At 68.7% G+C, this 26,765-nt stretch carries 23 protein-coding genes; 8 read left to right on the top strand and 15 right to left on the bottom strand.

The genetic code is table 11. The features are described 5' to 3' along the window. Positions 1–255: 255 nt before the first annotated feature. The 3 genes from ACZ5Y0_RS23115 to thyX form a co-directional block, all read right to left on the bottom strand. Complete coding sequence (locus tag ACZ5Y0_RS23115) at positions 256–1,941, bottom strand: ribonuclease J (protein ID WP_469130582.1); 1,686 nt, start codon at positions 1,939–1,941, stop codon at positions 256–258. Between the two features lie 127 nt (positions 1,942–2,068). Further along, positions 2,069–2,968, bottom strand: coding sequence for a 4-hydroxy-tetrahydrodipicolinate synthase (dapA, locus tag ACZ5Y0_RS23120; protein ID WP_469130583.1), 900 nt, complete (start codon positions 2,966–2,968; stop codon positions 2,069–2,071). Positions 2,969–3,160: 192 nt separating this feature from the next. Next, positions 3,161–3,901, bottom strand: a complete 741-nt coding sequence (thyX, locus tag ACZ5Y0_RS23125; RefSeq protein WP_469130584.1) for an FAD-dependent thymidylate synthase — start codon at positions 3,899–3,901, stop codon at positions 3,161–3,163. 229 nt (positions 3,902–4,130) lie between these two features. On the opposite strand from thyX, the gene ACZ5Y0_RS23130 reads away from it, so the two are divergent. Continuing rightward, a complete protein-coding gene (locus ACZ5Y0_RS23130) occupies positions 4,131–4,367 on the top strand; it encodes a hypothetical protein (protein WP_469130728.1) in 237 nt (78 codons plus the stop codon). A gap of 89 nt (positions 4,368–4,456) precedes the next feature. Then, entirely contained in the window at positions 4,457–5,011 is a 555-nt protein-coding gene (locus ACZ5Y0_RS23135; protein WP_469130585.1) for a hypothetical protein, read from the top strand. 60 nt (positions 5,012–5,071) lie between these two features. Here the strand turns inward: ACZ5Y0_RS23135 and ACZ5Y0_RS23140 are convergent, their stop codons facing one another. The 5 genes from ACZ5Y0_RS23140 to rpsO form a co-directional block, all read right to left on the bottom strand. Further along, entirely contained in the window at positions 5,072–5,530 is a 459-nt protein-coding gene (locus ACZ5Y0_RS23140; protein ID WP_469130586.1) for a hypothetical protein, read from the bottom strand. A gap of 13 nt (positions 5,531–5,543) precedes the next feature. Beyond that, entirely contained in the window at positions 5,544–6,296 is a 753-nt protein-coding gene (dapB, locus tag ACZ5Y0_RS23145) for a 4-hydroxy-tetrahydrodipicolinate reductase (RefSeq protein ID WP_469130587.1), read from the bottom strand. Between the two features lie 23 nt (positions 6,297–6,319). Further along, positions 6,320–7,699, bottom strand: a complete 1,380-nt coding sequence (locus ACZ5Y0_RS23150) for a M16 family metallopeptidase (RefSeq protein ID WP_469130588.1) — start codon at positions 7,697–7,699, stop codon at positions 6,320–6,322. Beyond that, a complete protein-coding gene (locus tag ACZ5Y0_RS23155) occupies positions 7,696–9,915 on the bottom strand; it encodes a polyribonucleotide nucleotidyltransferase (protein WP_469130589.1) in 2,220 nt (739 codons plus the stop codon). Before ACZ5Y0_RS23155 ends, ACZ5Y0_RS23150 begins: the two co-directional genes overlap by 4 nt. A 293-nt stretch (positions 9,916–10,208) precedes the next feature. Continuing rightward, the gene (rpsO, locus tag ACZ5Y0_RS23160; protein WP_055632174.1) at positions 10,209–10,496 is read right to left on the bottom strand and encodes a 30S ribosomal protein S15; all 288 of its coding nucleotides are present in this window, start codon (positions 10,494–10,496) and stop codon (positions 10,209–10,211) included. A 322-nt stretch (positions 10,497–10,818) separates the two neighbouring features. Between rpsO and ACZ5Y0_RS23165 the strand changes: the two genes are divergently transcribed. Further along, complete coding sequence (locus tag ACZ5Y0_RS23165) at positions 10,819–11,112, top strand: DUF397 domain-containing protein (RefSeq protein ID WP_356561790.1); 294 nt, start codon at positions 10,819–10,821, stop codon at positions 11,110–11,112. An 85-nt stretch (positions 11,113–11,197) separates the two neighbouring features. Here the strand turns inward: ACZ5Y0_RS23165 and ACZ5Y0_RS23170 are convergent, their stop codons facing one another. Together ACZ5Y0_RS23170 and eccD are read right to left on the bottom strand one after the other, a co-directional pair. After that, positions 11,198–12,721, bottom strand: a complete 1,524-nt coding sequence (locus tag ACZ5Y0_RS23170; RefSeq protein ID WP_469130590.1) for an outer membrane protein assembly factor BamB family protein — start codon at positions 12,719–12,721, stop codon at positions 11,198–11,200. 89 nt (positions 12,722–12,810) lie between these two features. Then, on the bottom strand, positions 12,811–14,316 hold the full coding sequence (gene eccD / locus ACZ5Y0_RS23175; RefSeq protein ID WP_469130591.1) for a type VII secretion integral membrane protein EccD: 1,506 nt from the start codon (positions 14,314–14,316) through the stop codon (positions 12,811–12,813). Between the two features lie 317 nt (positions 14,317–14,633). Between eccD and eccCa the strand changes: the two genes are divergently transcribed. The 5 genes from eccCa (at position 14,634) to ACZ5Y0_RS23200 (ending at position 22,387) form a co-directional block, all read left to right on the top strand. Continuing rightward, positions 14,634–18,605 carry a type VII secretion protein EccCa gene (eccCa, locus tag ACZ5Y0_RS23180; protein ID WP_469130592.1) on the top strand — a complete coding sequence of 1,324 codons (3,972 nt, stop codon included), beginning with the start codon at positions 14,634–14,636 and terminating at the stop codon, positions 18,603–18,605. Between the two features lie 50 nt (positions 18,606–18,655). Further along, positions 18,656–18,913, top strand: a complete 258-nt coding sequence (locus ACZ5Y0_RS23185) for a DUF6199 family natural product biosynthesis protein (protein ID WP_469130593.1) — start codon at positions 18,656–18,658, stop codon at positions 18,911–18,913. 68 nt (positions 18,914–18,981) lie between these two features. Then, on the top strand, positions 18,982–19,503 hold the full coding sequence (locus ACZ5Y0_RS23190; RefSeq protein WP_469130594.1) for a hypothetical protein: 522 nt from the start codon (positions 18,982–18,984) through the stop codon (positions 19,501–19,503). After that, positions 19,503–21,803 (top strand): DUF6571 family protein, encoded by a 2,301-nt coding sequence (locus ACZ5Y0_RS23195; protein ID WP_469130595.1) that lies wholly within the window; start codon positions 19,503–19,505, stop codon positions 21,801–21,803. Before ACZ5Y0_RS23190 ends, ACZ5Y0_RS23195 begins: the two co-directional genes overlap by 1 nt. A 65-nt stretch (positions 21,804–21,868) precedes the next feature. Continuing rightward, complete coding sequence (locus ACZ5Y0_RS23200; RefSeq protein WP_469130596.1) at positions 21,869–22,387, top strand: hypothetical protein; 519 nt, start codon at positions 21,869–21,871, stop codon at positions 22,385–22,387. Positions 22,388–22,462: 75 nt separating this feature from the next. Here ACZ5Y0_RS23200 and ACZ5Y0_RS23205 read toward each other — a convergent pair whose 3' ends face one another. The 5 genes from ACZ5Y0_RS23205 to ACZ5Y0_RS23225 form a co-directional block, all read right to left on the bottom strand. After that, the gene (locus tag ACZ5Y0_RS23205) at positions 22,463–22,765 is read right to left on the bottom strand and encodes a WXG100 family type VII secretion target (protein WP_356561804.1); all 303 of its coding nucleotides are present in this window, start codon (positions 22,763–22,765) and stop codon (positions 22,463–22,465) included. Positions 22,766–22,841: 76 nt separating this feature from the next. Further along, positions 22,842–23,180 carry a WXG100 family type VII secretion target gene (locus tag ACZ5Y0_RS23210; protein WP_252547269.1) on the bottom strand — a complete coding sequence of 113 codons (339 nt, stop codon included), beginning with the start codon at positions 23,178–23,180 and terminating at the stop codon, positions 22,842–22,844. A gap of 93 nt (positions 23,181–23,273) precedes the next feature. Next, positions 23,274–24,455 (bottom strand): S8 family serine peptidase, encoded by a 1,182-nt coding sequence (locus ACZ5Y0_RS23215; protein ID WP_469130597.1) that lies wholly within the window; start codon positions 24,453–24,455, stop codon positions 23,274–23,276. 124 nt (positions 24,456–24,579) lie between these two features. Beyond that, positions 24,580–26,289, bottom strand: a complete 1,710-nt coding sequence (locus ACZ5Y0_RS23220; protein ID WP_469130598.1) for a WXG100 family type VII secretion target — start codon at positions 26,287–26,289, stop codon at positions 24,580–24,582. Next, positions 26,289–26,723 (bottom strand): hypothetical protein, encoded by a 435-nt coding sequence (locus ACZ5Y0_RS23225; RefSeq protein ID WP_469130599.1) that lies wholly within the window; start codon positions 26,721–26,723, stop codon positions 26,289–26,291. Before ACZ5Y0_RS23225 ends, ACZ5Y0_RS23220 begins: the two co-directional genes overlap by 1 nt. Between the last annotated feature and the right edge of the window lie 42 nt (positions 26,724–26,765).

Here is a 26,765-nt window from a genome sequence, read left to right on the forward strand (position 1 = left end):
TCAGACCGTTTCCCGATCCGATTTCCTCGGTGCTTTCCAGGCCCCCGCTTTTGTTTCGCGGTTTCCTTTCCGGCGGTTCCGACTTTATCAGAAGTTCTGAGTCGGTTTTCCGGCCCCTCCCGGTCACCCCTCCGACACGCGAGGCGTTCGGTGGTTCCCGTTCACGCGGAGCCGTAAACGTACTGGAGCGGGGCGCCCCGATGCAAATCGAGGAGCCCCGCTCCAGGTCGACGCCCACGAGGGGCCGTCGGACGGTCAGACCTCCACGACCACCGGGAGGATCATCGGCCTGCGCCGATAGGTGTCGGAGACCCACTTGCCCAGGGTGCGGCGGATGAGTTGCTGCAACTGGTGGGGCTCGACGACCCCGTCCTGGGCCGAGCGTTCGAGGACCTCGTTGATCCTCGGTACGACGGCTTCGAAGGCGGAGTCGTCGATACCCGAACCGCGGGCCTGGATGTGCGGACCCGCGGTGATCTTGCCGGTCGAGGAGTCCACGACCAGGAAGACCGAGATGATGCCCTCGTCGCCGAGGATCTTCCGGTCCTTCAGTGCCGGCTCGCCGACATCGCCGACGGAGAGGCCGTCGACGTACACGTAACCGGCCTGGACCTTGCCGGAGATCTTGGCCTTGCCCTCGACGAGGTCGACGACGACACCGTCCTCGGCGATGACGATGCGGTCGTGGGGGACGCCGGTCAGGGCGCCCAACTCGGCGTTGGCCCGCAGGTGGCGCCATTCGCCGTGGACCGGCATCAGGTTCTTCGGCCGGCAGATGTTGTAGAAGTACAGAAGCTCGCCCGCGGACGCGTGGCCCGAGACGTGCACCTTGGCGTTGCCCTTGTGGACGACGTTCGCGCCCCAGCGGGTCAGACCGTTGATCACGCGGTAGACCGCGTTCTCGTTGCCGGGGATGAGCGAGGACGCCAGGATCACGGTGTCGCCGTCGACGATGCGGATCTGGTGGTCGCGGTTGGCCATGCGGGACAGGGCGGCCATCGGTTCGCCCTGGGAGCCCGTGCAGACCAGGACCACCTCGTGGTCCGGGAGGTCGTCGAGGGTACGGACGTCCACCACCAGGCCCGGCGGCACCTTCAGGTAGCCCAGGTCGCGGGCGATGCCCATGTTGCGGACCATCGAGCGGCCGACGAAGGCGACCCTGCGGCCGTACTCGTGGGCCGCGTCCAGGATCTGCTGGATGCGATGGACGTGGCTGGCGAAGCTCGCGACGATGATCCGCTTGCCGGCGTTGGCGAAGACCGTGCGCAGGACGTTGGAGATGTCCCGCTCGGGCGGGACGAAGCCCGGGACCTCGGCGTTCGTCGAGTCGGAGAGGAGAAGGTCGATGCCTTCCTCGCTGAGCCGGGCGAAGGCGTGGAGGTCCGTGAGGCGGTTGTCCAGCGGGAGCTGGTCCATCTTGAAGTCGCCCGTGTGGACCACCATGCCGGCCGGGGTGCGGATGGCGACCGCGAGAGCGTCCGGGATGGAGTGGTTGACCGCGACGAACTCGCAGTCGAACGGGCCCAGGCGCTCACGCTGTCCCTCCGCCACCTCGAGGGTGTACGGACGGATGCGGTGCTCCTGGAGCTTGGCCTCGATGAGAGCGAGGGTCAGCTTGGAACCGATCAGGGGGATGTCCGGCTTCTCCCGCAGGAGGTAGGGGACGCCACCGATGTGGTCCTCGTGGCCATGGGTGAGGACGATGCCCTCGATGTCGTCGAGGCGGTCCCGGACGGACGTGAAGTCCGGCAGGATCAGGTCGATGCCAGGCTGCTCCTCCTCGGGGAAGAGCACTCCGCAGTCGACGATCAGCAGGCGACCGCCGTGTTCGAAGACCGTCATGTTGCGGCCGATCTCGCCGAGGCCGCCGAGCGGGGTGACCCGCAGGCCTCCCTCGGGGAGCGGCGGCGGCGGACCCAGTTCAGGATGCGGATGACTCAAAAGACTCTCCTCAAACACGTGCGCCACGTACCGGTCGGGCACGTGGCGCTCGTGACGTTCGTGCAGAAGCAGTTGTCGATGTGCGCAGGCACCGGTGGCCTGCCGTATTCAGTTGTGAAGTCTGGTGTCAGAGCTGTACCCCGCCGGCGGCAAGATCGCTCTTGAGCTGGGTGATCTCCTCCACGGTGAGCTCCACCATGGGCGGCCGCAGCGGGCCTGCGGGCAGGCCCTGCAAGGTGAGTGCGGCCTTGGTGGTCATGACGCCCTGGGTGCGGAACATGCCCGTGTAGACCGGGAGCAGCTTCTGGTGGATCTCCGTGGCCTTCTGGACGTCACCGGCGGTGAACGCGTCCACGAGGGCGCGCAGGTCCGGGGTGACGACATGACCGACGACGGAGACGAAGCCGACCGCTCCCACGGAGAGCAGCGGCAGGTTCAGCATGTCGTCGCCGGAGTACCAGGCCAGGCGCGAGCGGGCGATGGCCCAGCTCGCGCGGCCGAGGTCGCCCTTGGCGTCCTTGTTGGCGACGATCCGCGGGTGCTCGGACAGGCGGACCAGCGTCTCGGTGCTGATCGGGACGCCGCTGCGGCCGGGGATGTCGTAGAGCATGACCGGCAGCTCGGTGGCGTCGGCGACGGCCGTGAAGTGCCGGTACAAACCCTCCTGCGGGGGCTTGTTGTAGTACGGGGTGACGACGAGCAGGCCGTGCGCGCCGGTCCGCTGCGCCGCGCGCGCCAGCTCGATGCTGTGGTGGGTGTCGTTGGTGCCGACCCCGGCCACGACATGGGCCCGGTCTCCGACGGCTTCCAGGACGGCTCGTACGAGGTCCGATTTCTCCGCGTCGCTGGTGGTGGGGGACTCGCCGGTGGTGCCGTTGACGATCAGGCCGTCGTTGCCTGCGTCCACCAGGTGGGTGGCGAGCCGCTGGGCGCCGTCGAGGTCGAGTGCGCCGTCCGCCGTGAAGGGCGTGACCATGGCGGTGAGGACCCGCCCGAAGGGGGTCTGCGGAGTGGAGATCGGAGCCATGGGGAACACGCTACTCGTTGCTCAGTGTGAGGTCTGCCCTCGGGGCAGGCGGCACATGGTGACAAATGCGGAGCCCGGCACTGCCTGCTCGGGGGTTCAAGCAGTGCCGGGTCCGTTTGATCAGGCTAGATGAACTTCTCCAAATGCCGCAATACGGACACTTCACGCGGATGATCCGTACATACGTCTCCGTTACGGGGCGACCCGGCCGTTGGCGTTGAAGGCCGCGTGCGTGAGGGGCATGAGCTTCGCCCACTCGGTCTCCATCTTCTCGCCGACCATTTCGATCTCCCGCTGCGGGAAGGACGGGACCTTGGCCAGTTCGTGCTGGGTGCGCAGGCCGAGGAAGTGCATCAGGGAGCGGGCGTTGCAGGTGGCGTACATCGAGGAGAACAGGCCGACCGGGAGGACCGCGCGGGCGACCTCGCGGGCGATGCCCGCGGCGAGCATCTCCTGATAGGCCGTGTAGGCCTGGCGGTAGGAATCCTCCATCGTGCGGCTGACCAGTTCCTGCTGGTCCTCGCTGCCTTCCACGAAGACGTACTTGCCGGGACGGCCCTGCTGCACGAGCTTGCGCGAGGCGTCCGGGACGTAGAAGACCGGCTGGAGCTCCCGGTAGCGGCCGGACTCCTCGTTGTACGACCAGCCGGCTCGGTGGCGCATGAACTCGCGGAAGACGAAGATCGGGGCGCTGACGAAGAAGGTCATCGAGTTGTGCTCGAAGGGGCTGCCGTGGCGGTCCCGCATCAGGAAGTTGATCAGGCCCTTGGAGCGCTCGGGGTCCTTCTTCAGCTCGTCCAGGGACTGCTCGCCGGCGGTCGAGACACGGGCGGCGAACAGCACGTCGGCGTCGGACGCGGTGTGCTTGACCAGCTCGACGGTGACGTCGCTCCGGAACTCGATCTTGGCCTCGTCATCGGGGGTGGGCGTCACGTTCGGGGGTCCTTCCATCGCGTCTTCGGAGCGGCGCCAACTTTACGGGGGACACGGCCGCGCAGGTGAACGGGGCGTCGCGAAAGTCGTGCGGGACGTCTGCTGACATGGGGCACGTTTTCGGGCGCTCACTCGTCTGTACCCGATGACGGGCGCACCGGTGACGGCCGCACCGGGCGCCGCTGTCGTGACCGCGTCCACCCGACGTCTCCAGGAGGAAGCACCCACCATGTTCCGCCGGCGCGAGCCCGTACCCTTCGCCTTCCTCGCCGAGGCCGACAGGTTCCGTGGCAATGTGACTCCCCCGCCCCCCGAGCCGCCCTCCCTCGGGCAGATGGCGGGGCGCTGGCTCCTGGGGCTCACCATCGTCGCCGCGCTGGTGGGCTCACTGGTCATCGGGATGCCGGCGCTGTCCCTGGATCCCTCCGCCCGGACCCAGCCGTCACAGGCCTCCCAGGGCCGCTGACCCCATCCGGACCCCCGAAGGTGGTGAGCGGGGACACAGGCGGATAGCCTCACCGGCACAGCCCACGCATGGACGAGTGAGGACCAGCCGTGCCCCTGCCCTTCCTGACGGCCGACCGCGCATTCGAGGCAGCGGACGACGTCGCGCTGCCCTTCGACGACCGTGAGCGCTGGCGGCGGCCCTACCGGCCCGGTCCGTGGCGGGTCGCGGCGGCCGCGGTGTGCCTGCTGCTCGCGTCGTACGTACTGTTCGCGGCTGTGGTCATCGCTTTGACCGGCTCGGTGTCCGAGGCCGCGGTGATCTTCGGTGTGTCGCTGCTGGTGATCGCCGGCGCGCTGCGGCTGCTGCGGATGGGGGTGTGGGTGAGTGCCCTCGGGGTGCGCCGGGTGAACTTCTTCCTCACGCGGACGGTGGCCTGGAACCGGGTCGTGGCGGTGCGGACCGTGCAGCAGCCGGTCCGCTGGATGGGGCTGCCGCGGACCGTGCAGGGCCAGGCGCTGACCGTCGTGCGGCAGGACCGGGCCACCGAGGGCGCTGTTCCGCTGCTGACCTCGCACGGGGCCGACTTCCTGGCGCGTCCGGAGGCGTTCGACCGGGCGGCGGACTCCGTGGAGGCGTGGGCGGACGAGTACCGCCGGGCCTGAGTGCACAGATGCGGGGGCCCGGTCCGGCGGTGCGCGGACCGGGCCCCGGCACGTGTGGCCTCAGGAAGAGGCCGGGTGCCGTGTGGTGCCGTGCAGCCTGATCGCGCGTTGCATCGCCTTGCGGGCGCGCGGGGTGTCCCGGGCGTCGTGGTAGGCGACGGCGAGGCGGAACCAGGCACGCCAGTCGTCGGGGGCGGCTTCCGTCTCGGCCTTGCGCCGGGCGAAGACCTCGTCGGCCGAGTCACGGTCGACACGGCCGCTCGGGGTGCGCTTGAGCTCGTCGACGGGCAGACCGCCCTCGGCGTCGAGTTCGGCGGCGAGCTGGTTGGCCCTGCGGACGAACTGGGTGTTCTTCCACAGGAACCAGACGCCGATGACCGGCAGGATCAGCACCGCGACGCCGAAGGTGACGGTGAGGAGCGTGCCGGACTGGATGAGCATGACGCCGCGGCTGCCGACCAGGAGGAAGTAGAAGACGAGGACGGCGGCCGTGAGGGCGTAGGAGAGCTTTGCGCGCATGGCTGTCAGGGGCTCAGTTCAGGTCCAGGAAGTGTTCCAGGCCGAAGGTCAGGCCCGGCGTCGTCACCACGCGGCGGGCGCCCAGCAGGATGCCCGGCATGAAACTGCTGTGGTGCAGGGAGTCATGGCGGACGGTGAGGGTCTCGCCCTCGCCGCCCAGCAGGACCTCCTGGTGGGCCAGCAGGCCCCGCAGGCGGATGGCGTGGACCGGCACGCCGTCGACGTTCGCGCCGCGCGCCCCGTCCAGGGCGGTCGTCGTGGCGTCCGGGGCCGGGGCGGAGCCGGCGGCGCGGCGGGCCTCGGCGATGAGCTGGGCGGTGCGCGTGGCGGTGCCTGAGGGGGCGTCCACCTTGTTGGGGTGGTGCAGCTCGACGACCTCGACCGACTCGAAGTACGGTGCCGCGATCTGCGCGAACTTCATGGTCAGTACGGCCCCGATGGAGAAGTTCGGCGCGATGAGGACGCCCGTCTCCGGGGACCGCTGAAGCCAGCCGGTCAGCTGCGCGAGGCGTTCCTCGGTCCAGCCGGTGGTGCCGACGACGGCGTGGATGCCGTGCCGCACGCAGTAGTCGAGGTTGTCCATCACCGAGGCCGGGGTGGTCAGTTCGACCGCGACCTGGGCGCCGGTCTCGGCCAGCGTCTCGAGCTTGTCCCCGCGGCCGAGGGCGGCCACCAGTTCCATGTCCTCGGCGGCCTCGACCGCCCGGACCGCCTCGGCACCGATGCGGCCCTTGGCGCCGAGAACCGCCACGCGCAGCTTGCTCATCTGTTGCTTCCTTAACGGGAGGGTTAGGCGACGGCCTCGTTCAACCGGGACGCCTGCTTGTCCTTGAGCGGGCCGATGACCGACAGCGACGGACGCTGCCCCAGGATGTCGCGGGCCACCTCGCGGACCTCGTCCGGGGTCACCGCCGCGATCCGGGTCAGCATGTCGTCGACCGACATCTGCTCGCCCCAGCACAGCTCGCTCTTGCCGATGCGGTTCATGAGCGCGCCGGTGTCCTCCAGGCCGAGGACCGTGGAGCCGCGGAGCTGGCCGATGGCGCGGCCGATCTCCTCGTCGGACAGGCCGTGCTCGGCGACGGTGTCGAGTTCGTCGCGGCAGATCTTCAGCACGTCGTGCACCTGGCTGGGCCGGCAGCCGGCGTACACGCCGAACAGGCCGCAGTCGGCGAAGCCGGAGGTGTACGAGTAGACGCTGTAGGCCAGACCGCGCTTCTCGCGGACCTCCTGGAAGAGCCGGGAGGACATCCCGCCGCCGAGAGCGGTGTTCAGGACCCCGAGAGCCCACCGGCGCTCGTCGGTGCGGGGCAGGCCCGGCATGCCGAGGACGACGTGCGCCTGTTCGGTCTTGCGGCCGATCAGTTCCACGCGGCCCGCGGTGCGGATGGTGCGCCGGCCGTCGCGCGGGGCGATGGGGGTGGCGTCGGTCTCCTTGAGCGCGCCGGCCTTCTCGAAGGCGGCGCGGACCTGCCGTACGACCTTGTTGTGGTCGATGTTGCCCGCGGCGGCGACCACCAGATGGGTGGGGTCGTAGTGCTTCTTGTAGAAGCGCCGGATGCGGTCGGCGGTGAGGGCGTTGACCGTGTCGACCGTGCCGAGGACCGGGCGGCCGAGGGCGTTGTCGCCGAACATGGTGTGCGCGAACAGGTCGTGCACGCAGTCGCCGGGGTCGTCCTCCGTCATCGCGATCTCCTCGAGGATCGCGCCGCGCTCGACGTCGACGTCCTCCTCGCGGATCAGGGAGCCGGTCAGCATGTCGCTGACGACGTCGATGGCGAGCGGCAGGTCGGCGTCGAGCACGCGCGCGTAGTAGCACGTGTACTCCTTCGCCGTGAAGGCGTTCATCTCGCCACCGACCGCGTCGAGGGCGGAGGAGATGTCCAGCGCGGACCTGCGTCGGGTGCCCTTGAAGAGCAGGTGCTCGAGGTAGTGGGTGGCGCCGTTCAGCGCCGGGGTCTCGTCGCGGGAGCCGACGTGTGCCCAGATGCCGAAGGTCGCGGACCGGACCGAGGGGAGCGTCTCGGTGACGATGCGCAGGCCGCCCGGGAGGGTGGTCTTGCGGACCGTGCCGATGCCGTTCTCGCCCTTGATGAGGGTTTGGGTACGGGCGACGGCCCGCGCCTCCGAAGAGGGGCGGGCCGTCACCTTGGAGCTACGGGGTGTCACTGCTCGGCGTCGTCCTTCTTGTCGTCGTCGGACGCTTCGCCCTCGACCACGGGGATCAGGGACAGCTTGCCGCGGGAGTCGATCTCGGCGATCTCGACCTGGACCTTGGAGCCCACGGCGAGGACGTCCTCGACGTTCTCCACGCGCTTGCCGCCGGCGAGCTTGCGGATCTGCGAGATGTGCAGCAGACCGTCCTTGCCGGGCAGCAGCGACACGAACGCGCCGAAGGTGGTCGTCTTCACGACCGTACCCAGGTAGCGCTCGCCGACCTCGGGCATCGTCGGGTTGGCGATGCCGTTGATCGTGGCGCGGGCGGCCTCGGCGGACGGGCCGTCGACGGCGCCGATGTAGATCGTGCCGTCGTCCTCGATCGTGATGTCGGCGCCGGTGTCCTCCTGGATCTGGTTGATCATCTTGCCCTTGGGGCCGATGACCTCGCCGATCTTGTCCACGGGGATCTTGACGGTGATGATCCGCGGGGCGTTGGGGGACATCTCGTCCGGCGTGTCGATCGCTTCCATCATCACGTCGAGGATGTGGAGGCGGGCGTCACGGGCCTGCTTGAGGGCCGCGGCCAGGACGGAGGCGGGGATGCCGTCCAGCTTGGTGTCGAGCTGGAGGGCGGTGACGAACTCCTTGGTGCCGGCGACCTTGAAGTCCATGTCGCCGAAGGCGTCCTCCGCACCGAGGATGTCGGTGAGGGCGACGTAGTGCGTCTCGCCGTTGATCTCCTGGGAGATCAGGCCCATGGCGATACCGGCGACGGGGGCCTTGAGGGGCACACCGGCGTTCAGCAGGGACATGGTGGAGGCGCAGACCGAGCCCATGGAGGTCGAGCCGTTGGAGCCGAGGGCCTCGGACACCTGACGGATCGCGTAGGGGAACTCCTCGCGGGTCGGCAGGACCGGCACGATGGCGCGCTCGGCGAGAGCTCCGTGACCGATCTCGCGGCGCTTCGGGGAGCCCACGCGGCCGGTCTCGCCGACGGAGTACGGCGGGAAGTTGTAGTTGTGCATGTAGCGCTTGCGGGTCACCGGGGAGAGGGTGTCCAGCTGCTGCTCCATGCGGAGCATGTTGAGGGTGGTGACGCCCAGGATCTGGGTCTCGCCACGCTCGAACAGCGCGGAACCGTGCACGCGCGGGATGGCCTCGACCTCGGCGGCGAGCGTACGGATGTCCGTGACGCCACGGCCGTCGATGCGCTTCTTCTCCTTGATCACGCGCTCGCGGACCAGCTGCTTGGTGAGCGAGCGGTACGCGGCGGAGATCTCCTTCTCGCGACCCTCGAACTCCGGCAGGAGCTTCTCGGCGGCGAGCGCCTTGACGCGGTCCAGCTCGGCCTCGCGCTCCTGCTTGCCCGCGATGGTCAGCGCGGCGGACAGCTCCGGGCGGACGGCGGCGGACAGCGCCTCCAGGACGTCGTCCTGGTAGTCGAGGAAGATCGGGAACTCGCCGGTCGGCTTGGCGGCCTTGGCGGCGAGGTCGGCCTGGGCCCGGCAGAGCACCTTGATGAAGGGCTTCGCGGCGTCCAGACCGGAGGCGACCACTTCCTCGGTCGGCGCCTCGGCGCCGCCCTCGATCAGCTTGATGGTCTTCTCGGTGGCCTCGGCCTCGACCATCATGATCGCGACGTCACCGTCCTCGAGGACACGACCGGCGACGACCATGTCGAAGACGGCGTCCTCCAGCTCGGTGTGCGTCGGGAACGCGACCCACTGGCCGCGGATCAGCGCGACGCGGACGCCGCCGATCGGGCCGGAGAAGGGCAGACCGGCCAGCTGCGTGGACGCGGACGCGGCGTTGATCGCCACGACGTCGTACAGGTGGTCGGGGTTGAGCGCCATGATCGTGGCGACGACCTGGATCTCGTTGCGGAGGCCCTTCCGGAAGGACGGACGCAGCGGGCGGTCGATCAGGCGGCAGGTGAGCACGGCGTCCTCGGAGGGACGGCCCTCACGGCGGAAGAAGCTGCCGGGGATCTTGCCGGCGGCGTACATCCGCTCCTCGACGTCCACCGTCAGGGGGAAGAAGTCGAGCTGGTCCTTGGGGTTCTTGGAGGCGGTGGTGGCCGACAGCACCATGGTGTCGTCGTCCAGGTACGCCACGGCCGAGCCGGCGGCCTGGCGGGCCAGACGGCCCGTCTCGAAGCGGATGGTGCGGGTGCCGAAAGTGCCGTTGTCGATGACGGCTTCGGCGTAGTGGGTCTCGTTCTCCACTAGTGTTTTCTCCTCGTCTTCGTCCCCTGGGCTGCCCGTGTGGCAGGGGGACGGTGGCGGAGAGGCGCTCCGTGCGGTGCGGGCCGGTCTTCGATCGAAGCACCCGGGGATCGCTTACCCCCGGGGGCCACTACCGAGGACCGGCGGCGGCTACGTGCGCCTCTCCTCGTCTTGTCGTGCGTATTGCGTTCTGCTACCACACTACAAAGCGTGGGCGGCACTCCGCACGTTTGCGTACGTACGGCAAAGGGAGCGGTCCCCGATCATGACGGGAACCGCTCCCTTCAGGCGTGCTACTTGGCGCCGGCCGCACCGCGGCGGATGCCGAGGCGGTCGACCAGGGCGCGGAAGCGCTGGATGTCCTTCTTGGCCAGGTACTGCAGCAGCCGGCGGCGCTGACCGACCAGGATGAGCAGACCACGACGGGAGTGGTGGTCGTGCTTGTGGGTCTTGAGGTGCTCGGTCAGGTCGGAGATCCGACGGGAGAGCATGGCGACCTGGACCTCGGGGGAGCCGGTGTCGCCCTCCTTCTGGCCGAACTCGGCGATGATCTGCTTCTTCGTAGCGGCGTCGAGCGACACGCGTACTCCTCGTAGTCTGTGGTGGCCGCCGAGTGCCCCCGGTCTGTGTCTCGGGGGAGCTTCCGTTACTCGGGAGGCGGGGATCCGCTGGGCGCGGCCTCCAGGGCCATCAGGCTCTCCTGAGGGCGATCCGGGGGTGCGTACACAAACGGCCGTCCATCAGGGTACCAGGAGTCGGCGGGCGCCCTCGCCGCGGGCCGCGAACCGCTGAGGCGACGCCGAGGGGGCCACTAGGGTGAGCGGATCGTTCTTTGACGGAAGCAACGTTGTTCGCCCGGGAACGGGCGTTGTTCTTCCTTACGTCGGAAGGGGTCGCTGCGACATGGCGGAGACGGCAGAGGAGACCAAGGCGCGCAAGGAGCGGGAGAGGGACGAGCTGTACGCCCTCGACATCTCCGGCGTCGAGTGGCACAGCGCGCCCGGCACGGAGGAGCACGAGGAGCGCGTGGAGATCGCCTATCTCCCCGCCGGGGCCGTGGCGATGCGGTCGTCGCTCGACCCGGACACCGTGCTGCGCTACACGGAGGCGGAGTGGCGGGCCTTCGTCCTGGGCGCCCGGGACGGCGAGTTCGACCTGGAGCCGGCGCCGCACAACGGCGGGCTGGCGGCGCAGTAGGCGGTGCGGGGGCGGCTGGCGGCCGGCCGTTGCCGGCCGCCAGCCGCGCGTGGTCAGTTCCGGGCGTGGTCGGTTCCGGGCGCGGTCACTTCTTGGCCGCGACGCTCTGGAGGCCGAGGACGAGGTACGTCCACTTCGGCGTGCCGGCGGCGGGGCCCTCGGCCTTCTTGACGCCGAAGAAGAGGCGGCCGTTCTGGACGACGACGTCGTTGTGTTCCGTCATCGTCATCAGCTCGGCCTCCACCGGCAGGTCGAAGTAGAAGTAGGGCGTCTCCCGGCCGGTCCTGGGGTCCAGGGCGACCAACGCGTTGGGCGCGATGTGGTCGTCGCTCACGCGTACGGCGAGGAGTCGGCCACCGCTGGTCCGCACCGGGTACAGCAGGGAGCCGGGGCCCGACTCGAACTTCCGCGTGGTGTTCCCGGTGGCCAGGCCGAAGCCGATGACCCAGTTGGAGTTGGCCTGCTCGCCCGTCTCCTTGCTGCGCAGGAAGACCTGGCCCGCTCCGACGGCGATGGTCGGGCAGTCGTCGACGACCAGATAGTCCTCGTACGAGCACTCCCCCACATAGGCGCCGTTCTCGAGGCGGATCGTGGCGCGGTTCTCGCCCTTGTCGTCGAGGGACAGCATCTCCGAGATGCCGATCTCGCCGGCCTGGACGGCCAGGAGGGCCGGCTCGGCGGAGGGGATGTCCAGGTCCCGGATGCCTTTGGCGGCGGAGTAGGTCCACAGCACCTCACCCGTTCTCGGGTCCACCTTGCGCGCCTTGTAGGCGACCCGCTCCAGTGAGTCGATGGGCAGGCTGTCGTCGTCGTTCCAGCATTCCTGGCGGACGATCAGCGCGTCTCCGCCGGCGGCGCCCATGTCCTGGCACGCTCCGGTGGACGTCGTACGCCACAGGCGCTTGCCGGTGTCCATGCTGTACGCGTCGGTGCCGCCGCCCCAGGTCACGACGACGGTGCCGTGGGTGAGGGTCACGCTCGGGGTGTCCTGCTCGTCACCGTCCGCGGGGACGCCCGGTGAGTCGAAGTACTTGGAGTAGGGGAAGGCGCTCTCCCAGACCTGGCGGCCGTCGTCGAGGTCGAAGAAGGCCACGTGGTTGCAGTAGGCGCCGCCGCGGTCGTTCGCGCGGAACAGGACGGCGGTGCGGTTCTCGCCGGTGACGTGACGGGTGTAACCGCAGACCGGGCCGTCGAGGGGGAGCTTCCACTTCTCGTCGCCGGGGGCGGCGTCGGTGCCGATGGGCAGGCCGACGAGGGTCTTGTTGATGCCCTTGGCCAGGATTTTGTCCGTGGCCCACATGCCGGGCATCTCGTAGTGCTCGCCGGGTCCCATGTCGTCCACCGAGAAGCGGAAGGCCATGGTGCCCACGGTGCTCGCGGGCGGCTTCTCCACCGTCTCACGGACGTCGAGGCGGCTCGGGGCGGCGGTCCCCGCCCCGTCGGCCTCGCCGCCGTCGTCCGCGAGGAGGAGCCGGCCGCCGATGCCGAGCGCCACGACGAGAACGACGGCCAGGGGCCACAGCAGCAGCTTGCGGCGGCGCCTGGTCCGGACGGCCTGCGCCGTCACGGTGGACTGGGTGTACACGGACGGGGGCGGGCCGAAGCTCACGCTCGACGTTCCTTTCCTGCGACGTCCTGTGGCGCGTCCTGTGGCGCTCTGGGGCGTCCTGTCGTCTCGGTCCGGTCGGGTCGGGCCGGTCAGCTCGTCATCGCCCGGGCGGCCGCGTAGACGTCGAAGACGGCCAGCGCCAGGGGCACCAGGGTGAGCAGGACGAAGCCTTCGGCGATCTCCATGAACCGCCCCCAGAACGGCGTGAGGCCGCCGCGCGAACCGATCAGACCGATGGCGGTGACGAGCGCGGACGCCGCCGCGATCGCCGCGACCAGCCAGATCGTCCGGATGTCGAGGTCGGTGCGGTCGCCCGTGAGGGCGTCGCGGAACACCGACAGGGGCGGGTTGAGAGCCAGGCCGAGGCCGAGCAGCACGAGGGCGGCGAGGCCGGCGGCGAGGACGGGGGCGACCTGAGCGGTGTAGCGGAAGAGATGGGCGCGCATCAACAGGGCGATGCCCACGGCCAGGGCGAGCAGCTGGGCCCAGATGTCGTCGGAGAAGCCGAGGACCGCGCAGGCGCCGACCGCGACGAGGGCGCAGCCGCCGACCAGTCCCACGAGGAGTTCGTGGCCGCGGCGGGCCTGGGCGGTGATCCGCTCGACGTCGACCGGCTCCTGCGGGGCGGGATCGGCGCCGTACGCGCTGCGCGAGGTGGTGTCGGGGGTGTCGAAGCCGATCGGCAGCCGGGCGAAGCGCATGGACAGTCCGGGCAGGAAGGCCAGGGCGCCCACGGCGACGGGAGCGCACAGAGCCGCGGTCTCGGACGCCGTCCAGTGCGCGAGGATCGCCGCGAACACCGCCGCGAGGCCGACGCCGGACGCCGCGACGAAGGCGACGAACGGGCCGTCACCGCCCGGCGAGCACAGGGTGAGGAGCACCGCGGCCAGCAGTACCGCCGCGCAGGCCAGGAGGAACTGGAGCTTGCCGATGCCCTGGCCGTCGGCGAGCGGGAGGAGTCCCGAGCCGGCCACGCCGACGTTGGGCAGCGCGCCGAGCCCGAGGGCGACGGCCGAGGGCCGGTCGTCGTAGACGCGGGCGCGGACGCAGGCGAGGGCGACCAGCAGGACGCCGACGACGGCGGCGAGGACACCGGGCAGTGAGTGCATGTCGTGGCGCGGGTCGCCCGTCCAGGCCACGAAGGCCAGCAGGACCGGCAGGACGCCTCCCCCGACGAGGCCCGCGGCGCGGGTCAGGTCGCCGCCCCACAGGGCGTGCTCGCGGGTCACGGCCGCGGCGACCGCCTCGGAGACGTCGTCGAAGACGGCGGGCGGCAGCGACTCGGAGAAGGGGCGCAGGGTGAGGAGTTCGCCGTCGAGGATGTGCTGGGCCGCGAACGAGCGGGAGCCGTCGAGGACGGTGCCGTCCCGGCGCACGAGGTGGTAGCCGACCGGGGCGCCCTCGGCGGGGCTCTGCCGGGACAGCCGGAGGATCTCCGGATAGATGTCGACGACCGGGATGTCGTCGGGCAGCGCCACGTCGATCCGGCTGTCGGGCGCGACGATCGTGACCCGGCAGAAGCCGAGGCCCGTCCCGGAGGCCGCGCCCGATCCCTGCCCTCCTCCAGTGGCTGCCGCGGAGGCCGTGATGCTCACCTGCTGCTCCCCCTCAGTGATGGTTCCGCGTCGGCGGTGTGAAAATTTGTGGGCCCGCTCGTGCCGCTTGGGACCGATGGGCCCTGTCGGGCGGCGAAACGGACGCCGCCGGGCGGCCGGAGAGCGCCGAACCGTTCCGGATCTCACGGAATGTCCCGGCATTCCCGGACCAACTCGCATGTGCTCACGCGAACATCCGGCACCCTACCGCCCCCTCGTCGCACGAGAAGTCAGTAGGATCACGCGGCGGCCTGCGTCCGCCTGACACGGGGTGGCGGACGGTACTTACCCGGGGCCGGCAAGGGAATTGGTGAGCAGTGAGCCACATCGTCGTGAAGCGCCCTCCCCGGGCCCTGCCCTCCGAGGTGCCCACGGGCGAGATCGCCGTGCAGCCTCCGCCCGAGCTGCCGCGGGGGCATCAGGAGAGCGTGCTGATGCAGCTGCTGCCCACGCTGGGCATGGGCGGTTCGGTCGTCTTCTTCTTCACGAGCGGTCAGCCGTTCATGAGGATCATGGGCATGGTCATGATCGCCTCGACGGTGGCCATGTCCATCGCCATGGTGATCCGCTTCCGCCGCGGCTCCCAGGGACAGTTGGCGGACCTGCGCCGCGACTATCTCAGCTACCTGGCGCAGACCAGGCTGACCACGATCGCCACCGCGAAGGCGCAGCGGGACGCGCAGTACTACCTGCACCCCTCCCCCGAGCAGCTGTGGGCCCTGGTCGCCGAGGGCAGCCGGGTGTGGGAACGGCGGCCCGGCGACGAGGACTTCGCCCAGGTCCGCATCGGCCTCGGCGCCCAGACGCTGGCCACCCCGCTCGTCACCCCCGAGACCGCTCCCGTGGAGCAGTTGGAGCCGCTGACCGCGGGCGCGTTCCAACGTTTCCTCGCCGTCCACAGCACCCTGGACGCCCTGCCGATGGCCGTCTCGCTGCGCGCCTTCTACCACGTCACGGTCAGCGGCGATCCGCAGTCGGTACGGTCCTCCGCCCGCGCCATGGCCGGTTCGCTGGCCGCGCTGCACTCGCCCGAGGACCTGGTCCTCGTGGTGGCGGCGGGCCGGGAGGAACTCGCCCACTGGGAGTGGGCCAAGTGGCTGCCGCACGTGCAGGCGCCGGGCACCGTGGACGGCGCGGGCAGCCGCCGGCTGATCGGCGGTGACACGCGTGAACTGGAGAACCTGATCGCCTCCCGCCTCTCCGGCCGTCCGCGGTTCCACCCGAACGCGGCCCCGCTGTCGGAGGAACCGCACATCGTCGTCGTCCTCGACGGCGTCTCGCTGCCGCCCGACTCGTTCCTCGCCAACCCCGAGGGCCTCCAGGGCGTGACGGTCCTGGAGGTCGTCCCCGGCGAGCTGACCGGGCCCGGCGGCGAGCTGTCCATCGTGGTGGAACCCGGGGCGCTGCACCTGGAGTCGGGGCACGGGGCGGTCTACGAGGGCACGCCCGACGAGCTGTCGTACGAGTCCGCGGAGGTGCTCGCCCGGCAGTTGGCGCCGCTGCGGATGGCCTCCGGCGGCGACGACGACGAACCGCTCCTGGCCAACCTGGAGTTCACCGATCTGCTGAATCTCGGTGACGCGGCGTCCGTCGACCCCAAGCGCACCTGGCGGCCGCGTTCGCTGGCGGAGCGGCTGCGCGTGCCGATCGGCGTCGGCGAGGACGGCCGCCCGGTGATGCTGGACCTCAAGGAGGCGGCACAGGAGGGCATGGGACCGCACGGTCTGTGCGTCGGCGCCACCGGTTCCGGCAAGTCCGAACTGCTGCGCACCCTCGTGCTGGGCCTCGCCGTCACCCACTCCTCGGAGACCCTGAACTTCGTCCTCGCCGACTTCAAGGGCGGCGCGACCTTCGCGGGCATGGCGCAGATGCCGCACGTCGCGGCCGTGATCACCAACCTGGCGGACGACCTGACGCTCGTCGACCGCATGGGCGACTCCATCCGCGGCGAACTGAACCGCCGTCAGGAGATGCTGCGCGACGCGGGCAACTACGCCAACATCCACGACTACGAGAAGGCGCGGGCGGCCGGCGCCCCGCTCCAGCCGATCCCCTCCCTGGTGCTGGTGATCGACGAGTTCAGCGAACTGCTCACCGCCAAGCCCGACTTCATCGAGATGTTCGTGCAGATCGGCCGCATCGGCCGCTCGCTCGGGGTGCACCTGCTGCTGGCCTCGCAGCGCCTGGAGGAGGGTCGGCTGCGCGGCCTGGAGACGTACCTGTCGTACCGCATCGGTCTGCGCACCTTCTCGGCCGCGGAGTCGCGGGCGGCACTGGGCGTGCCCGACGCCTACTCGCTGCCCAACGTGCCGGGGTCCGGCTTCCTGAAGTTCGGCACGGACGAGATGCTGCGGTTCAAGGCGGCGTACGTCTCCGGCGTCTACCGCTCCGGCCCGCAGCGGGCGGCGCTGGGCGGCGGTCAGCTGCCGGTGGACCGGCAGCCGGTGCTGTTCACTGCGGCCGAGGTGCCCGTGCGGTACGCGCCGGTGCCCCAGCAGCGCCCCTCCGGAGACGATCCCGAGATCGACGAGGCACTCGCCGACACCGTCCTCGACGTCATCGTGCGCAGGCTGGAGGCGCAGGGCCCGGCGGCCCACCAGGTGTGGCTGCCGCCGCTGGACAGTCCGCCCTCGCTCGACGCGCTGCTGCCGGGCCTCACGGCCGTTCCGGGCCGGGGGCTCACCCAGCCCGGCTACGAGGGCGCGGGCCGCCTGGTCGTCCCGGTCGGGCTGGTGGACAAGCCGTTCGAGCAGCGCCGCGACGCCCTCTGGGTGGACTTCTCCGGCGCGGCGGGCCACATGCAGATCCTCGGCGGCCCGCAGTCCGGAAAGTCGACGCTGCTGCGCTCGCTGATCTGCTCCTTCGCCCTCACCCACACCCCGCACGAGGTCCAGTTCTACGGCCTCGACTTCGGCGGCGGCGGCATGGCCTCACTGGCCGGTCTGCCGCACGTCGGCGGGGTGGCCTCGCGGCTGGACCCGGAGCGGGTGCGGCGCACGGTGGCCGAGGTGTACGGCGTACTGACCCGCCGCGAGGAGTACTTCCGCTCCGCGGGCATCCCGTCGATCACCGATTTCCGGACCCGGCGGGCCAGGGGCGAGATCTCGGTCACCGACCAGCCGTGGGGCGACGTCTTCCTGGTCATCGACGGCTGGGGCAACTTCCGCTCCGACTACGAGGCACTCGACCAGGTGATCCACGAGATCGCCGCGCGCGGTCTCGGCTACGGCATCCACCTGATCCTGACGGCCTCCCGCTCGATGGAGGTCAGGGCCGCGCTCAAGGACCACCTGATGAACCGCCTGGAGCTGCGGCTCGGCGACACGATGGACTCCGAGATCGACCGCAAGGCCGCCGCGAACGTCCCGACGGGCGTCCCCGGCCGGGGACTGTCGCCGCAGAAGCTGCACTTCATGGCGGCGGTGCCGCGCATCGACGGGCTCGCCTCGGACACCGACCTCGCCGACGCCACCCAGGCGCTGTCCGCGGAGGTCTCCCGCCACTGGGAGGCGCCCGGCGCTCCCGGCGTACGGCTGCTGCCGCGCGAGTTCCCGGCCGAGCAGCTGCCTCCGGGCGACCGGTTCCCGCGTCAGGGTGTGGCCTTCGCGCTCGACGAGAACAACCTCGAGCCGGTCTTCCTCGACTTCGAGCAGGACCCGTTCTTCCTCGTCTTCGGCGAGAGCGAGTCGGGCAAGTCGAACCTGCTGCGCCTGCTGATCAAACAGCTCTCGGAGCGTTACGCGGGCGACCAGTGCAAGTTCTTCGTGGTCGACAACAGGCGCTCCCTGCTGGACGCGACCCCGGCCTCGCACCTGGCCGAGTACATCCCCATGTCCAACGCGATGGACCACCACATGTCCGCGCTGGCGGACCTGATGAAGCGCCGCTCGCCCACGGCCGACGTGACGGCCCAGCAACTCCGGGACCGCAGCTGGTGGCGCGGACCCACGGTGTTCGTCGTCATCGACGACTACGACCTCGTCGCCACGTCCAGCGGCAACCCGCTGGCGGGACTCACCGAACTGCTGCCCTTCGCGCGGGACGTCGGCGTCCGCTTCATCGTCGCGCGCTCGACGGCCGGCGCCGGCCGTGCCTCGTACGAGGCGTTCATGCAGCGCATCAAGGAACTCGGCGCGCAGGGCGTGGTGCTGGCCGGCGACCCGGGCGAGGGTGACCTCCTCGGCGGGGTTCGGCCCCGGCCGATGCCCGCGGGGCGGGGAATCTTCGTGTCCCGGCGGCGGGGGAAGCCGTTGGTTCAGGTGGGGTTGGTGCCGGATGAGACGCGCTGAGGCGTCTGACCGGGCGAGCTAGTGGTCGTCCCGGGCGCGACGGAGGTGTCGTGCGCGACGTCGAGAGGGAGGTTCCGTTGGTCGGGGTGGGGATTTTCGTGCTTCTGCTGGCTCTGGTGCTGGTCGGGCTCGGCTCGACCGACCAGCGGGCGCTGTGGTGGCGTTTCCAGGCCAAGCGGTTCCGGGATCCGGCGGCGAACGAGCCGTCCGACTCGGCGTACAGGTCGCAGCGGGTCGTGGCCTTCCTGTGCGCGGCGCTCTTGGTAGGCATGGCCATATGGACGTTCTCGCTGGCGTCTGAGATGTGAGACGGCGCCTACGGCACCACGGGCCACCCGCCCCCGTCAGAACCGACTACCGCGAGAGGTGTTCACACATGGCGTGGGACGAATGGGAGCAACTGAAGGCGGAGGCGACCGCGGGTGGCGCACCCCACATGCGGCTGAACCAACTGGACCCCGGCAGCGGCCCGGTACGTCCTGCGCCGGACCCCGGCCAGTACGGCGAGCTGAGGACGAGCCAGACCGACCTGGCGAACATCGGCAGCCACGCGTTCGATCTGTACAACGACCTTTGGAACAAGGGGCGTCGAGCGGTTCCCACCAGTGAGCAGGCCGCGGGCAGACTCACCGGTGGCGGGTTCGCGCTGGGCAGCGCGCTCCAACACGTCGCGCTCCGCTGGGACGAGCAGTTGGGGTCCCTCAGGGACGCCTGCGCCCACATCTCGAACCACATGTCCGTCACCAAGAAGCTGCACACCGACGACGACCACTACATCCGCCGCCAGATGAGCAGCATCGACCTGTTGGACGCGGGGTTCGACGAACGCGTCGGTGCACCCGGAGCACCGAACCCGGTGTACGGCGAGAAGGATGACAAGAAGGGCACGAAGGACTGATGGATCTCGACGCGCTTCGCAACGCCGACTTCGGTCCGCTCGACGACGCCGTCGACGACTGGTCGAAGATGGTCGACGACCTGGAAACACTGATGGACGCCGCTGAGAAGGGTCTCCACGTCGCCGCGAACAAGGCCGACTGGGCAGGCTACAACGCCACCGTGTCGAAGGAGTTCATCGGCAAGACGGCCGGTGAGTTCGCGGACGCGCACAGCCAGGCCTCGTCCATCCACAAGATCCTCGCGGACACCCGGGACGAGTTGAAGCGCTACAAGGGGCGGCTGACCGATGCCATCGAACGAGGTAGGCAGAAGAACCTGACGGTGATCGGCTACGAGGGCGGCTTCACCGTCACCACGAACGTACCGCCCGAGGGCCGGGCCGCGCAGGACCAGGACCACAAGGGCGACATCACCTCACTGCGCGACGAGATCCAGGGCATCCTGGACAAGGCGACCGAGAGCGACACCACCGCCGGCACCGTACTGATGGCGATCGCCGACCAGAGCAAGCTGGGGTTCTCGGACATCGACTACTCCGACCGGGACTCCGCGGCCGAGGCGCTCAAGGACGCAGAGGAACTGGCGGACCTGGCGAAGCAGAAGCCCGAGGAACTGTCGCCCGAGGAGTTCGACCGGCTCGACAAGGGTCTGAAGGACCACGCCGGGGAGGCGTTGTTCGCGGAGCGCTTCGCCAGCCGCCTGGGAGCGCAGGGGACGTTGGACTTCTGGACGGGCATCAACGACCCGCACAGCGCCTGGAAGGTCGGGCAGGCGCGGGTCGACCAGTACGACGACCTCCAGAAGAATCTCAGCCTCACGCTTGCCGCCGCCACGCAGAGCGACAACGCCGACATGACGACGTGGAAGTCGAACATGATCGACCTCGTCGACAAGCCGGTCGGCCGCAGCGGCGGCTTCCCGCTCGGCGGCCAGGTCATGTCCAACCTCATGCGGTGGGGTGACTACGACGACCGTTTCCTCGTCGACTACGGCGGCAAGCTGATCGACACGGAGAAGAAGTTCACGAGCAACGGCCGTCACGGCGCCCGGGGCCGCACGGGTGGCGACCCGCTGCTCAATCGCACGGGCACCGACTCGGGCTGGGACCCGATGACCGGCTACCTCAAATCCCTCTCCAACAGCCCGGACGCGGCAACGGAGTTCTTCAACGGCACCTTCGTCACCAAGGACGAGGACCACGACTTCACCCACGACACCGGCGACGGCAAGCAGGGCCGGCGGGCCCTGAGCAACTTCGACTACCTCTTCGAAGAGCGGGACTGGCCCCGGGATCGGGACAGCAAGGGCGAGGACAGCATCGCCGGACGGAACTATTTGGCTGCGGCCCTGGAGGCGGCCACGACGGGGCATCCGGCAGGGGAGATGCCTACGGTGGACACGCCTGCCCACAGCGCGGGGCAGGCGAGGCTGTTCGAGAGCCTCGTGTCCTCGATCTCGGACGACACCGGACGGCTCACCGATCACGGATACATGTCCGACAGCATCGGTCAGATCACGTCCGAATATCTCCCGGACATCAATCGGGCGATGACTAACGTACCCAGGGACTCCGACTCGGAGGGGAAGTGGCACAACATTGAGACGCTGTTCCCACTCGCTGGTTCCGAGGCCAAGCTCCAGCACACCGAGGTAACCAAGCTCCTCTTCGCGGTCGGTCAGAACGAGGAAGGGTACGCCGCCGTTGAGGTTGGCCAAAAAGCCTACATGGCGCAACTGATGGATTACCACTTGGATCCCGATCTTCCCGAAAGTCGGCGTGCCTCCGATGACAGCAAGTTGGTGATCGAACACATTGCATCAAACTCAGGCGAGGTTTCCGGCACCTTAAATCTAGGTGTTCGAGAGGCCATCGGTTCCGAGGCCTCCAACAAGGACAAGGCGTATGAACAATCGGTAGCTCAGAAAAAGAACTGGATCTCCGGCGGGCTCGGAACCATGGTCGGGGTGGGCACCTCCTTCGTCGCGACACCGTGGGTCGGAGCACTCGCTGGCGGGACAGCGGGCACTGTCACCAGCGTCGTCCTGGAATCCGTCTTCCAAGATGCCGAGGGTCACGCCTTGCAGGAAGCCAGAAAGAATGGGGGCGAGTTCTGGCAGGAGGGCCAAGTGAGAAATGGGGCAATTGCGGAGGACGGAGCCCGAACAGCGGCAGAGAAGTACCATTCGATAGATGTTGGCGATGCAGGAATGATCGCACGCAAGGCCGCAGAGCAGGGTTATCTGAATTCTCGGGGGATCGTGGAAGGAGCAGCCCCGGGCAGCATGACGGCCTTCTGATTCCGCCGGGCACCGACAGAAAGAAGCCGATGAATCCTCACCGAGCGACTTCAGGAAGACCGTTCTTGTTTTCCACTGCTGCCCTGACGGCACTTTCCCTTCTACTCATGGGGTGCGGTGAGGGAAAGCGGAAACGCGACTATGTAATTCCGCAAGCCCTGTGCGGCACGGCTGTTGACAGTGAGGGTCTCGCCCCCTTCCTCCCGGAAGGCCGGGAAATCGTCGTCAAAGACCGGTCCTACCCAGGTACCAAAGGCTGCCAGGTCATCGTTGACGGCAAGCTGATCGTGACCACAGTTCAGATGTGGATTGAAGAGGGCAGAACAGCTGCCTTCGTTGCAGCCCGCCAGTCCTTCGACACTCCCGACCGATCGGCAGGCAACGGAAGGTTCCAGTACTCGGGGTATGAGGCATTCGGCAAGACCCGCGACTGCGTCGATACGAAGTACAAGCAGGAGCTTTACACAGTGATCCAAGCTTCGGGCTCTAAACACCGCGACCCAGAAGCGATGCGGCGCCTCATCGTCTCCTACACCAAAGAGGTTGAACAGTCAGGTGAGTGCCAAACGGGTGCCGCACGGTAAGGGTCAGTGCCGCAGGAACACACAGAGGGTGGGCACCTCCCGTGCGTGCCCACCCTGGTTGCATGTGTACCCGATCTACTGGAAGTAGCTGGCGCCCTTCAGGTCGCCGCCGCGGTAGTCGCCGCCGGCGGTGTGGACCTTCTGCGAGATCTGGACCAGCGCCGCGTGGATGCCCCGCGCGTGCTTGTTCCACTCTTCGCTCTTGCCCTGGAACGCCTGGAACGCCTCGCCGCCCCAGCCCGAGGACACGTTGAGAACGGCCTGCCTCAGGGCCTCGAGGTCCTCCTCGAGCTTCTTCGCCTGGTCCCCGAGCTCGGTGGCGAGCGCGTCCATGGTGCCGTACGTGACGGCAAGCTCGTCGTAGTGGACTCCGGACATGTTTCCTCGTTTCCTTGAGATTTCAGCCGGACTGCGCAGCCCGACAACGGTGTGTGTCAGTACCGCCGATGAGCCGTCAGTAGCTGTTCAGCGCCGACGTCTTCCCACCGAGGTCCTCTACCGAGATCTGCTTGAGGTCGGCCTCGATCTGGTCTTCGAGGTTGCGCTTGTCGGTCTTGTTCATGTGGATGCCCTCAAGGAAGTCATCGAGCATCTTGCCGATCGCGACCATGTGGCCGTTGATCTCCGTCTGCTTGACGTTGAACGCGTTGGCACCCTGGCCCGTCCAGGCCTTCTCGATCATGTCGATCGTGCCCTGAAGCTTCGCCAGCGACCCGCGGATGTTGTCGTACCGGTCGATGACTTCTGTCTGGAGCTTCTGTACGTCGCCGTCATTAAGCTTGCGGTCGACCATTTCGGCACCCCTTTTCGTGAGAGCTGTGGTTCGTTTCTGCGTGCGTTACCGCACCAGAAGGGTTGTGTGAGACTGGCCGTGGTACGTCGCTCGTCATGCGCTCCGCCGTGAACGAACCACCGCGAAGGCGCCACCGCCGATCACCAACACGGCCGCCGCGGCTCCGAGCGTCACCCACATCGTGGTGTTGTCGTCGGAGGAGTCCGAGCTTGATCCTGCCGCCGAAGTCCGGCCGCCAGAAGGGTTTTTCGGCGGCTGTGACGAGGTTGATGCGGAGGCGGAGGGCGACGTGTTCGTGTCGCCGGTGACACCCACCGTGTTTTCCTTGGCGAGGGGGTCGGTGTTCGCCGCGCCGGGGTTGAAGTTCCTGTTCTCCAGCACCTTGCGAGGGCGGATCAGCCCGTATCCGAGGTAGGCACTCGGATCGTTCCTGTCCCAGTCGCGGCCGGCGGTGTCGATGAGGCTGGCGAGGACCTGGTTCGCCGTCCAGTCGGGGTGGGCGGACCAGATGAGGGCGGCGGAGGCGGAGGCGATGGCTGTGGCTTGGCTGGTGCCCTGGCCTGTGCAGTACGAGCGGAAGGTGTTGTCACACCACGTAGGAACGTTCAGTCCGGGCGAGGCCAGATCTACGTAGTTGCCGTACTCGGAGAATTTTCCGACTGTTCCCTTTTCGTCCGAGGCTGCGATTCCGACGACGTAGGGATAGGCAGCCGGATATCCGATACGATTCTTCCCTTCCGCATTGTTACCGGTGCCAGCAATCATCAACTTCCCCTTGGATTGGGCATACTTGATGGCGCCAAGTACATCCGGCCTTTCAATGTACTCACCGAAGGACATATTGATGATCTTGACGTCGCTGTCAGCGATCTCCCTAATCACCGCAGGAAGGGACGGAGACTTCGCCTTCTCGCTTCCGGCCTTCATGTCCATCATGCCGATTCGATAAGGAACGATCTTCGCCCCCGGAGCGAGCCCTTTCAGACTGCCTTGGGCGCCGGTTCCGGCAATTAGTTCCGCCATGCTCGTACCGTGGCCGTCGTAATCCTCAGTGGCCTTATAACCGACCGCCCGCGATACCTCGCCCGCGAGCACCTGCCCCTTAAGGGAGGCCGTGTCAGGGTTGACGCCCGTATCGACAACCGCAACCTTGACGCCCTTGCCCGTGCTCACCTTCCACATCTCTTCGGCCTTCATCGCCGACAGGTACCACTGCTGGGACTGGACGTCGGCGGCCGAAGCGCTCGGAGCCAAACCTGCCGAGAGGACTGCCAAGGCGCCGAGCGTTGAACAGACGGCGGAAACCCGCCTCCCGTACCGCCCCACAAAAGACGCGCTCCGCCCGCCGCGCCGGCTGATCCCTGCCACCATGCCTCTGCCTGTCCTAACTTTCATGCGGTCAGTCGGTCGACGACGCGCCATCACGCCGCTCGTCGCGGCGCGAACGCGTCTCGCCGGAACCCTTGTTACGCGCGGCACCACGCCGCCCGCTCGGAGCACCGGGCGTGTTTCCACCGTTCTTGCTTGTGGAAGCTCGGCCCTTCGGTGTTCCGATCACACCTTCAGTGCTACTGACAGGGCGGCGAACCGCTTGTCCCGCGCCTGTACCCGTCGTCGGGCCGGATTTCCCGATGACCCCACGCTGGCCGGGCCTCTCGCCCGTAGCGCGCGAGTTAGGTGCGCCCTCACCACCGACGACCGTGCCACGCGGCACTCGGGAACTGTTGGTGCCGGAGACGCCACCGGTGACCGGCCTCCCGCCGACCACGCCATCGCCGGTACGCCCGGCACCAGTGCGCCCAGCGCCCGTGCGCCCGGAGTTCATGGCGCCCATGCCCCCGACCGGGCCCCGAGGGGCGCCCCCGGTGCGTCCGGCCGCCTCTCCTCCAGCTTTGGGTACCCCGCCGACCACTCCTCGACCCAGAGGGCCGACGCCACGGCCACCCGCCTGGCCTGCCGTGGAGGCACGCCCAGTCGGTCCCATGGGACCGGTTCCCGCGCGCCCTGGCGCCGTACCGCCCGGCACCCCACCGACTCGCCCCTGCGCCGAAGCAGGAAGCTTGCCTGTCGGCATGCCGCGAAGCCCTGCGGTTCGGCCGGCCTGCCCTCGAAGGGCGGGAGGTACGCCGGTGGCAAAGGGAGGCACCGTTCCCACTGGACTCGTGCTGGGGCCTGCCGTCGACGGCGGTGCCCCGGTCGTCGGCTTCATGGTGTCTTGGGGCGGCAACGTACCGACGCTGTCGATCTCCGTGCCCACGTGCTGTTCGGGCAGCCTGACGGTGTCGTCTCCGCTCTTGGGGGAAGACGGCAAGTCCTCGGCACGCGGTCTATCCGTTCCGGTCGCCAAGGAGTGCTCGCGCGTGGTTCCCGAATCACTTGCGGCCGAGAGGGCGACCTGGCTCCGCGGCTTTCCAAACTTCCCATAACCCGGCGGAGGCGGCGGCACCCCCACATCCGGCATCTTGGGAAACACCGGCTCCTCGGCCAGCTGCATCATTCCGCTCGACACTGTGTAGAACGACGCCAGCCGGTACATCTGGTTGATCGCCTCTTGGCGGTCCTTTTCCGCCTTGACCGCCGCCGCGTAGTCCTTGTTGGAGTCGACCTGCGCAGGCGTAGGGATGTCGTCGACCGTCTTGCGGTCGGCGCGGGTGTCGCGCGGCGGCATGGACTTGCGTACGGAGGCGAGGCCCGAGCTCGCGGCCAGGACCTGCGTGCCCACCTCGTCGGCGTAGCTGGCGAGGGCCAGGGCGCTGGTGGTCAGGTCCATGCCCCAGTTGTAGAAGGCGGTGTGGGCCTCGCCCTCCCAGTCGACGGCACCCAGGTTGCGGCTGAGTTCGTCGGCGGCCTCGTTGATGGCGTCCCGGGCGTCGACGAGGGCGGTGGCCGCGGTCTCCAGTGTCTCCGGGCTCGCCGACTCCACGATGTCGATCATCTCGTTGAGGTCGTAGCCCTCGAAGCTGGTCTTGCCGAAGTTCACGTGGCCGCCGCTGTAGAACGGGCTGACCGCGGCGGCCACGTTCCGGACGGTGTCCACGCTGGAGTTCTGCTGGGTCGCGTCCTGGCGTTCCGCCTCGTAGTGGTCCGGCTTCTTGTTGCCGCCGCTCATCAGTACCCCGCGTCCGTGTGGTCGGCGTTGTTGTCGCGCTTGAGGTGCTCGTTCAGCATCTCGGTACGGTCCTGGTTGACTTCGGTGCGGATCTCGTGGAACCGGTACCGAAGGTCGTCTTCGAGGTTGTCGAAGGTGACGTCCACGCCGTGGACGGCGATCTGCATCGCCTCGAGTTGGAGGCCGAGCGACTTGGACAGCGTCGTGATGCGCTCGTGGACGCGCTCGTACTCCAGGTGGAGCGTCTTCGCTTCCGGGAAGTTGCCCGTCCCGAACGCGTTTTCCGACAGGCTGTGCGCCGCGACCTTGGACGAGCCGCCCGCCGATTCCTCGAAGGCGGTCAGCAGGTCGTCCACGCGCTTCTTGAACGTCGAGAGCGCCATCAGGCCACGCCGTACGTCGGCGGCACCACCGCCCATGTCTGCAGGAAGCACGAAGCTTTCCCTCCCCGTTGTCCGCGGCCTCCTGAGCAGCCC

The organism is Streptomyces sp. NPDC033216 (genome assembly GCF_055577115.1).

Coding starts and splice junctions, on each gene's coding strand:
- dapA (WP_469130583.1), bottom strand. CDS start 2,968: ATGGCTCCGATCTCCACTCCGCAGACCCCCTTCGGGCGGGTCCTCACC.
- ACZ5Y0_RS23165 (WP_356561790.1), top strand. CDS start 10,819: ATGGCGGAGACGGCAGAGGAGACCAAGGCGCGCAAGGAGCGGGAGAGG.
- ACZ5Y0_RS23140 (WP_469130586.1), bottom strand. CDS start 5,530: ATGCGCGCAAAGCTCTCCTACGCCCTCACGGCCGCCGTCCTCGTCTTC.
- ACZ5Y0_RS23220 (WP_469130598.1), bottom strand. CDS start 26,289: ATGAGCGGCGGCAACAAGAAGCCGGACCACTACGAGGCGGAACGCCAG.
- ACZ5Y0_RS23190 (WP_469130594.1), top strand. CDS start 18,982: ATGGCGTGGGACGAATGGGAGCAACTGAAGGCGGAGGCGACCGCGGGT.
- ACZ5Y0_RS23195 (WP_469130595.1), top strand. CDS start 19,503: ATGGATCTCGACGCGCTTCGCAACGCCGACTTCGGTCCGCTCGACGAC.
- dapB (WP_469130587.1), bottom strand. CDS start 6,296: ATGAGCAAGCTGCGCGTGGCGGTTCTCGGCGCCAAGGGCCGCATCGGT.
- ACZ5Y0_RS23130 (WP_469130728.1), top strand. CDS start 4,131: ATGTTCCGCCGGCGCGAGCCCGTACCCTTCGCCTTCCTCGCCGAGGCC.
- ACZ5Y0_RS23205 (WP_356561804.1), bottom strand. CDS start 22,765: ATGTCCGGAGTCCACTACGACGAGCTTGCCGTCACGTACGGCACCATG.
- ACZ5Y0_RS23210 (WP_252547269.1), bottom strand. CDS start 23,180: ATGGTCGACCGCAAGCTTAATGACGGCGACGTACAGAAGCTCCAGACA.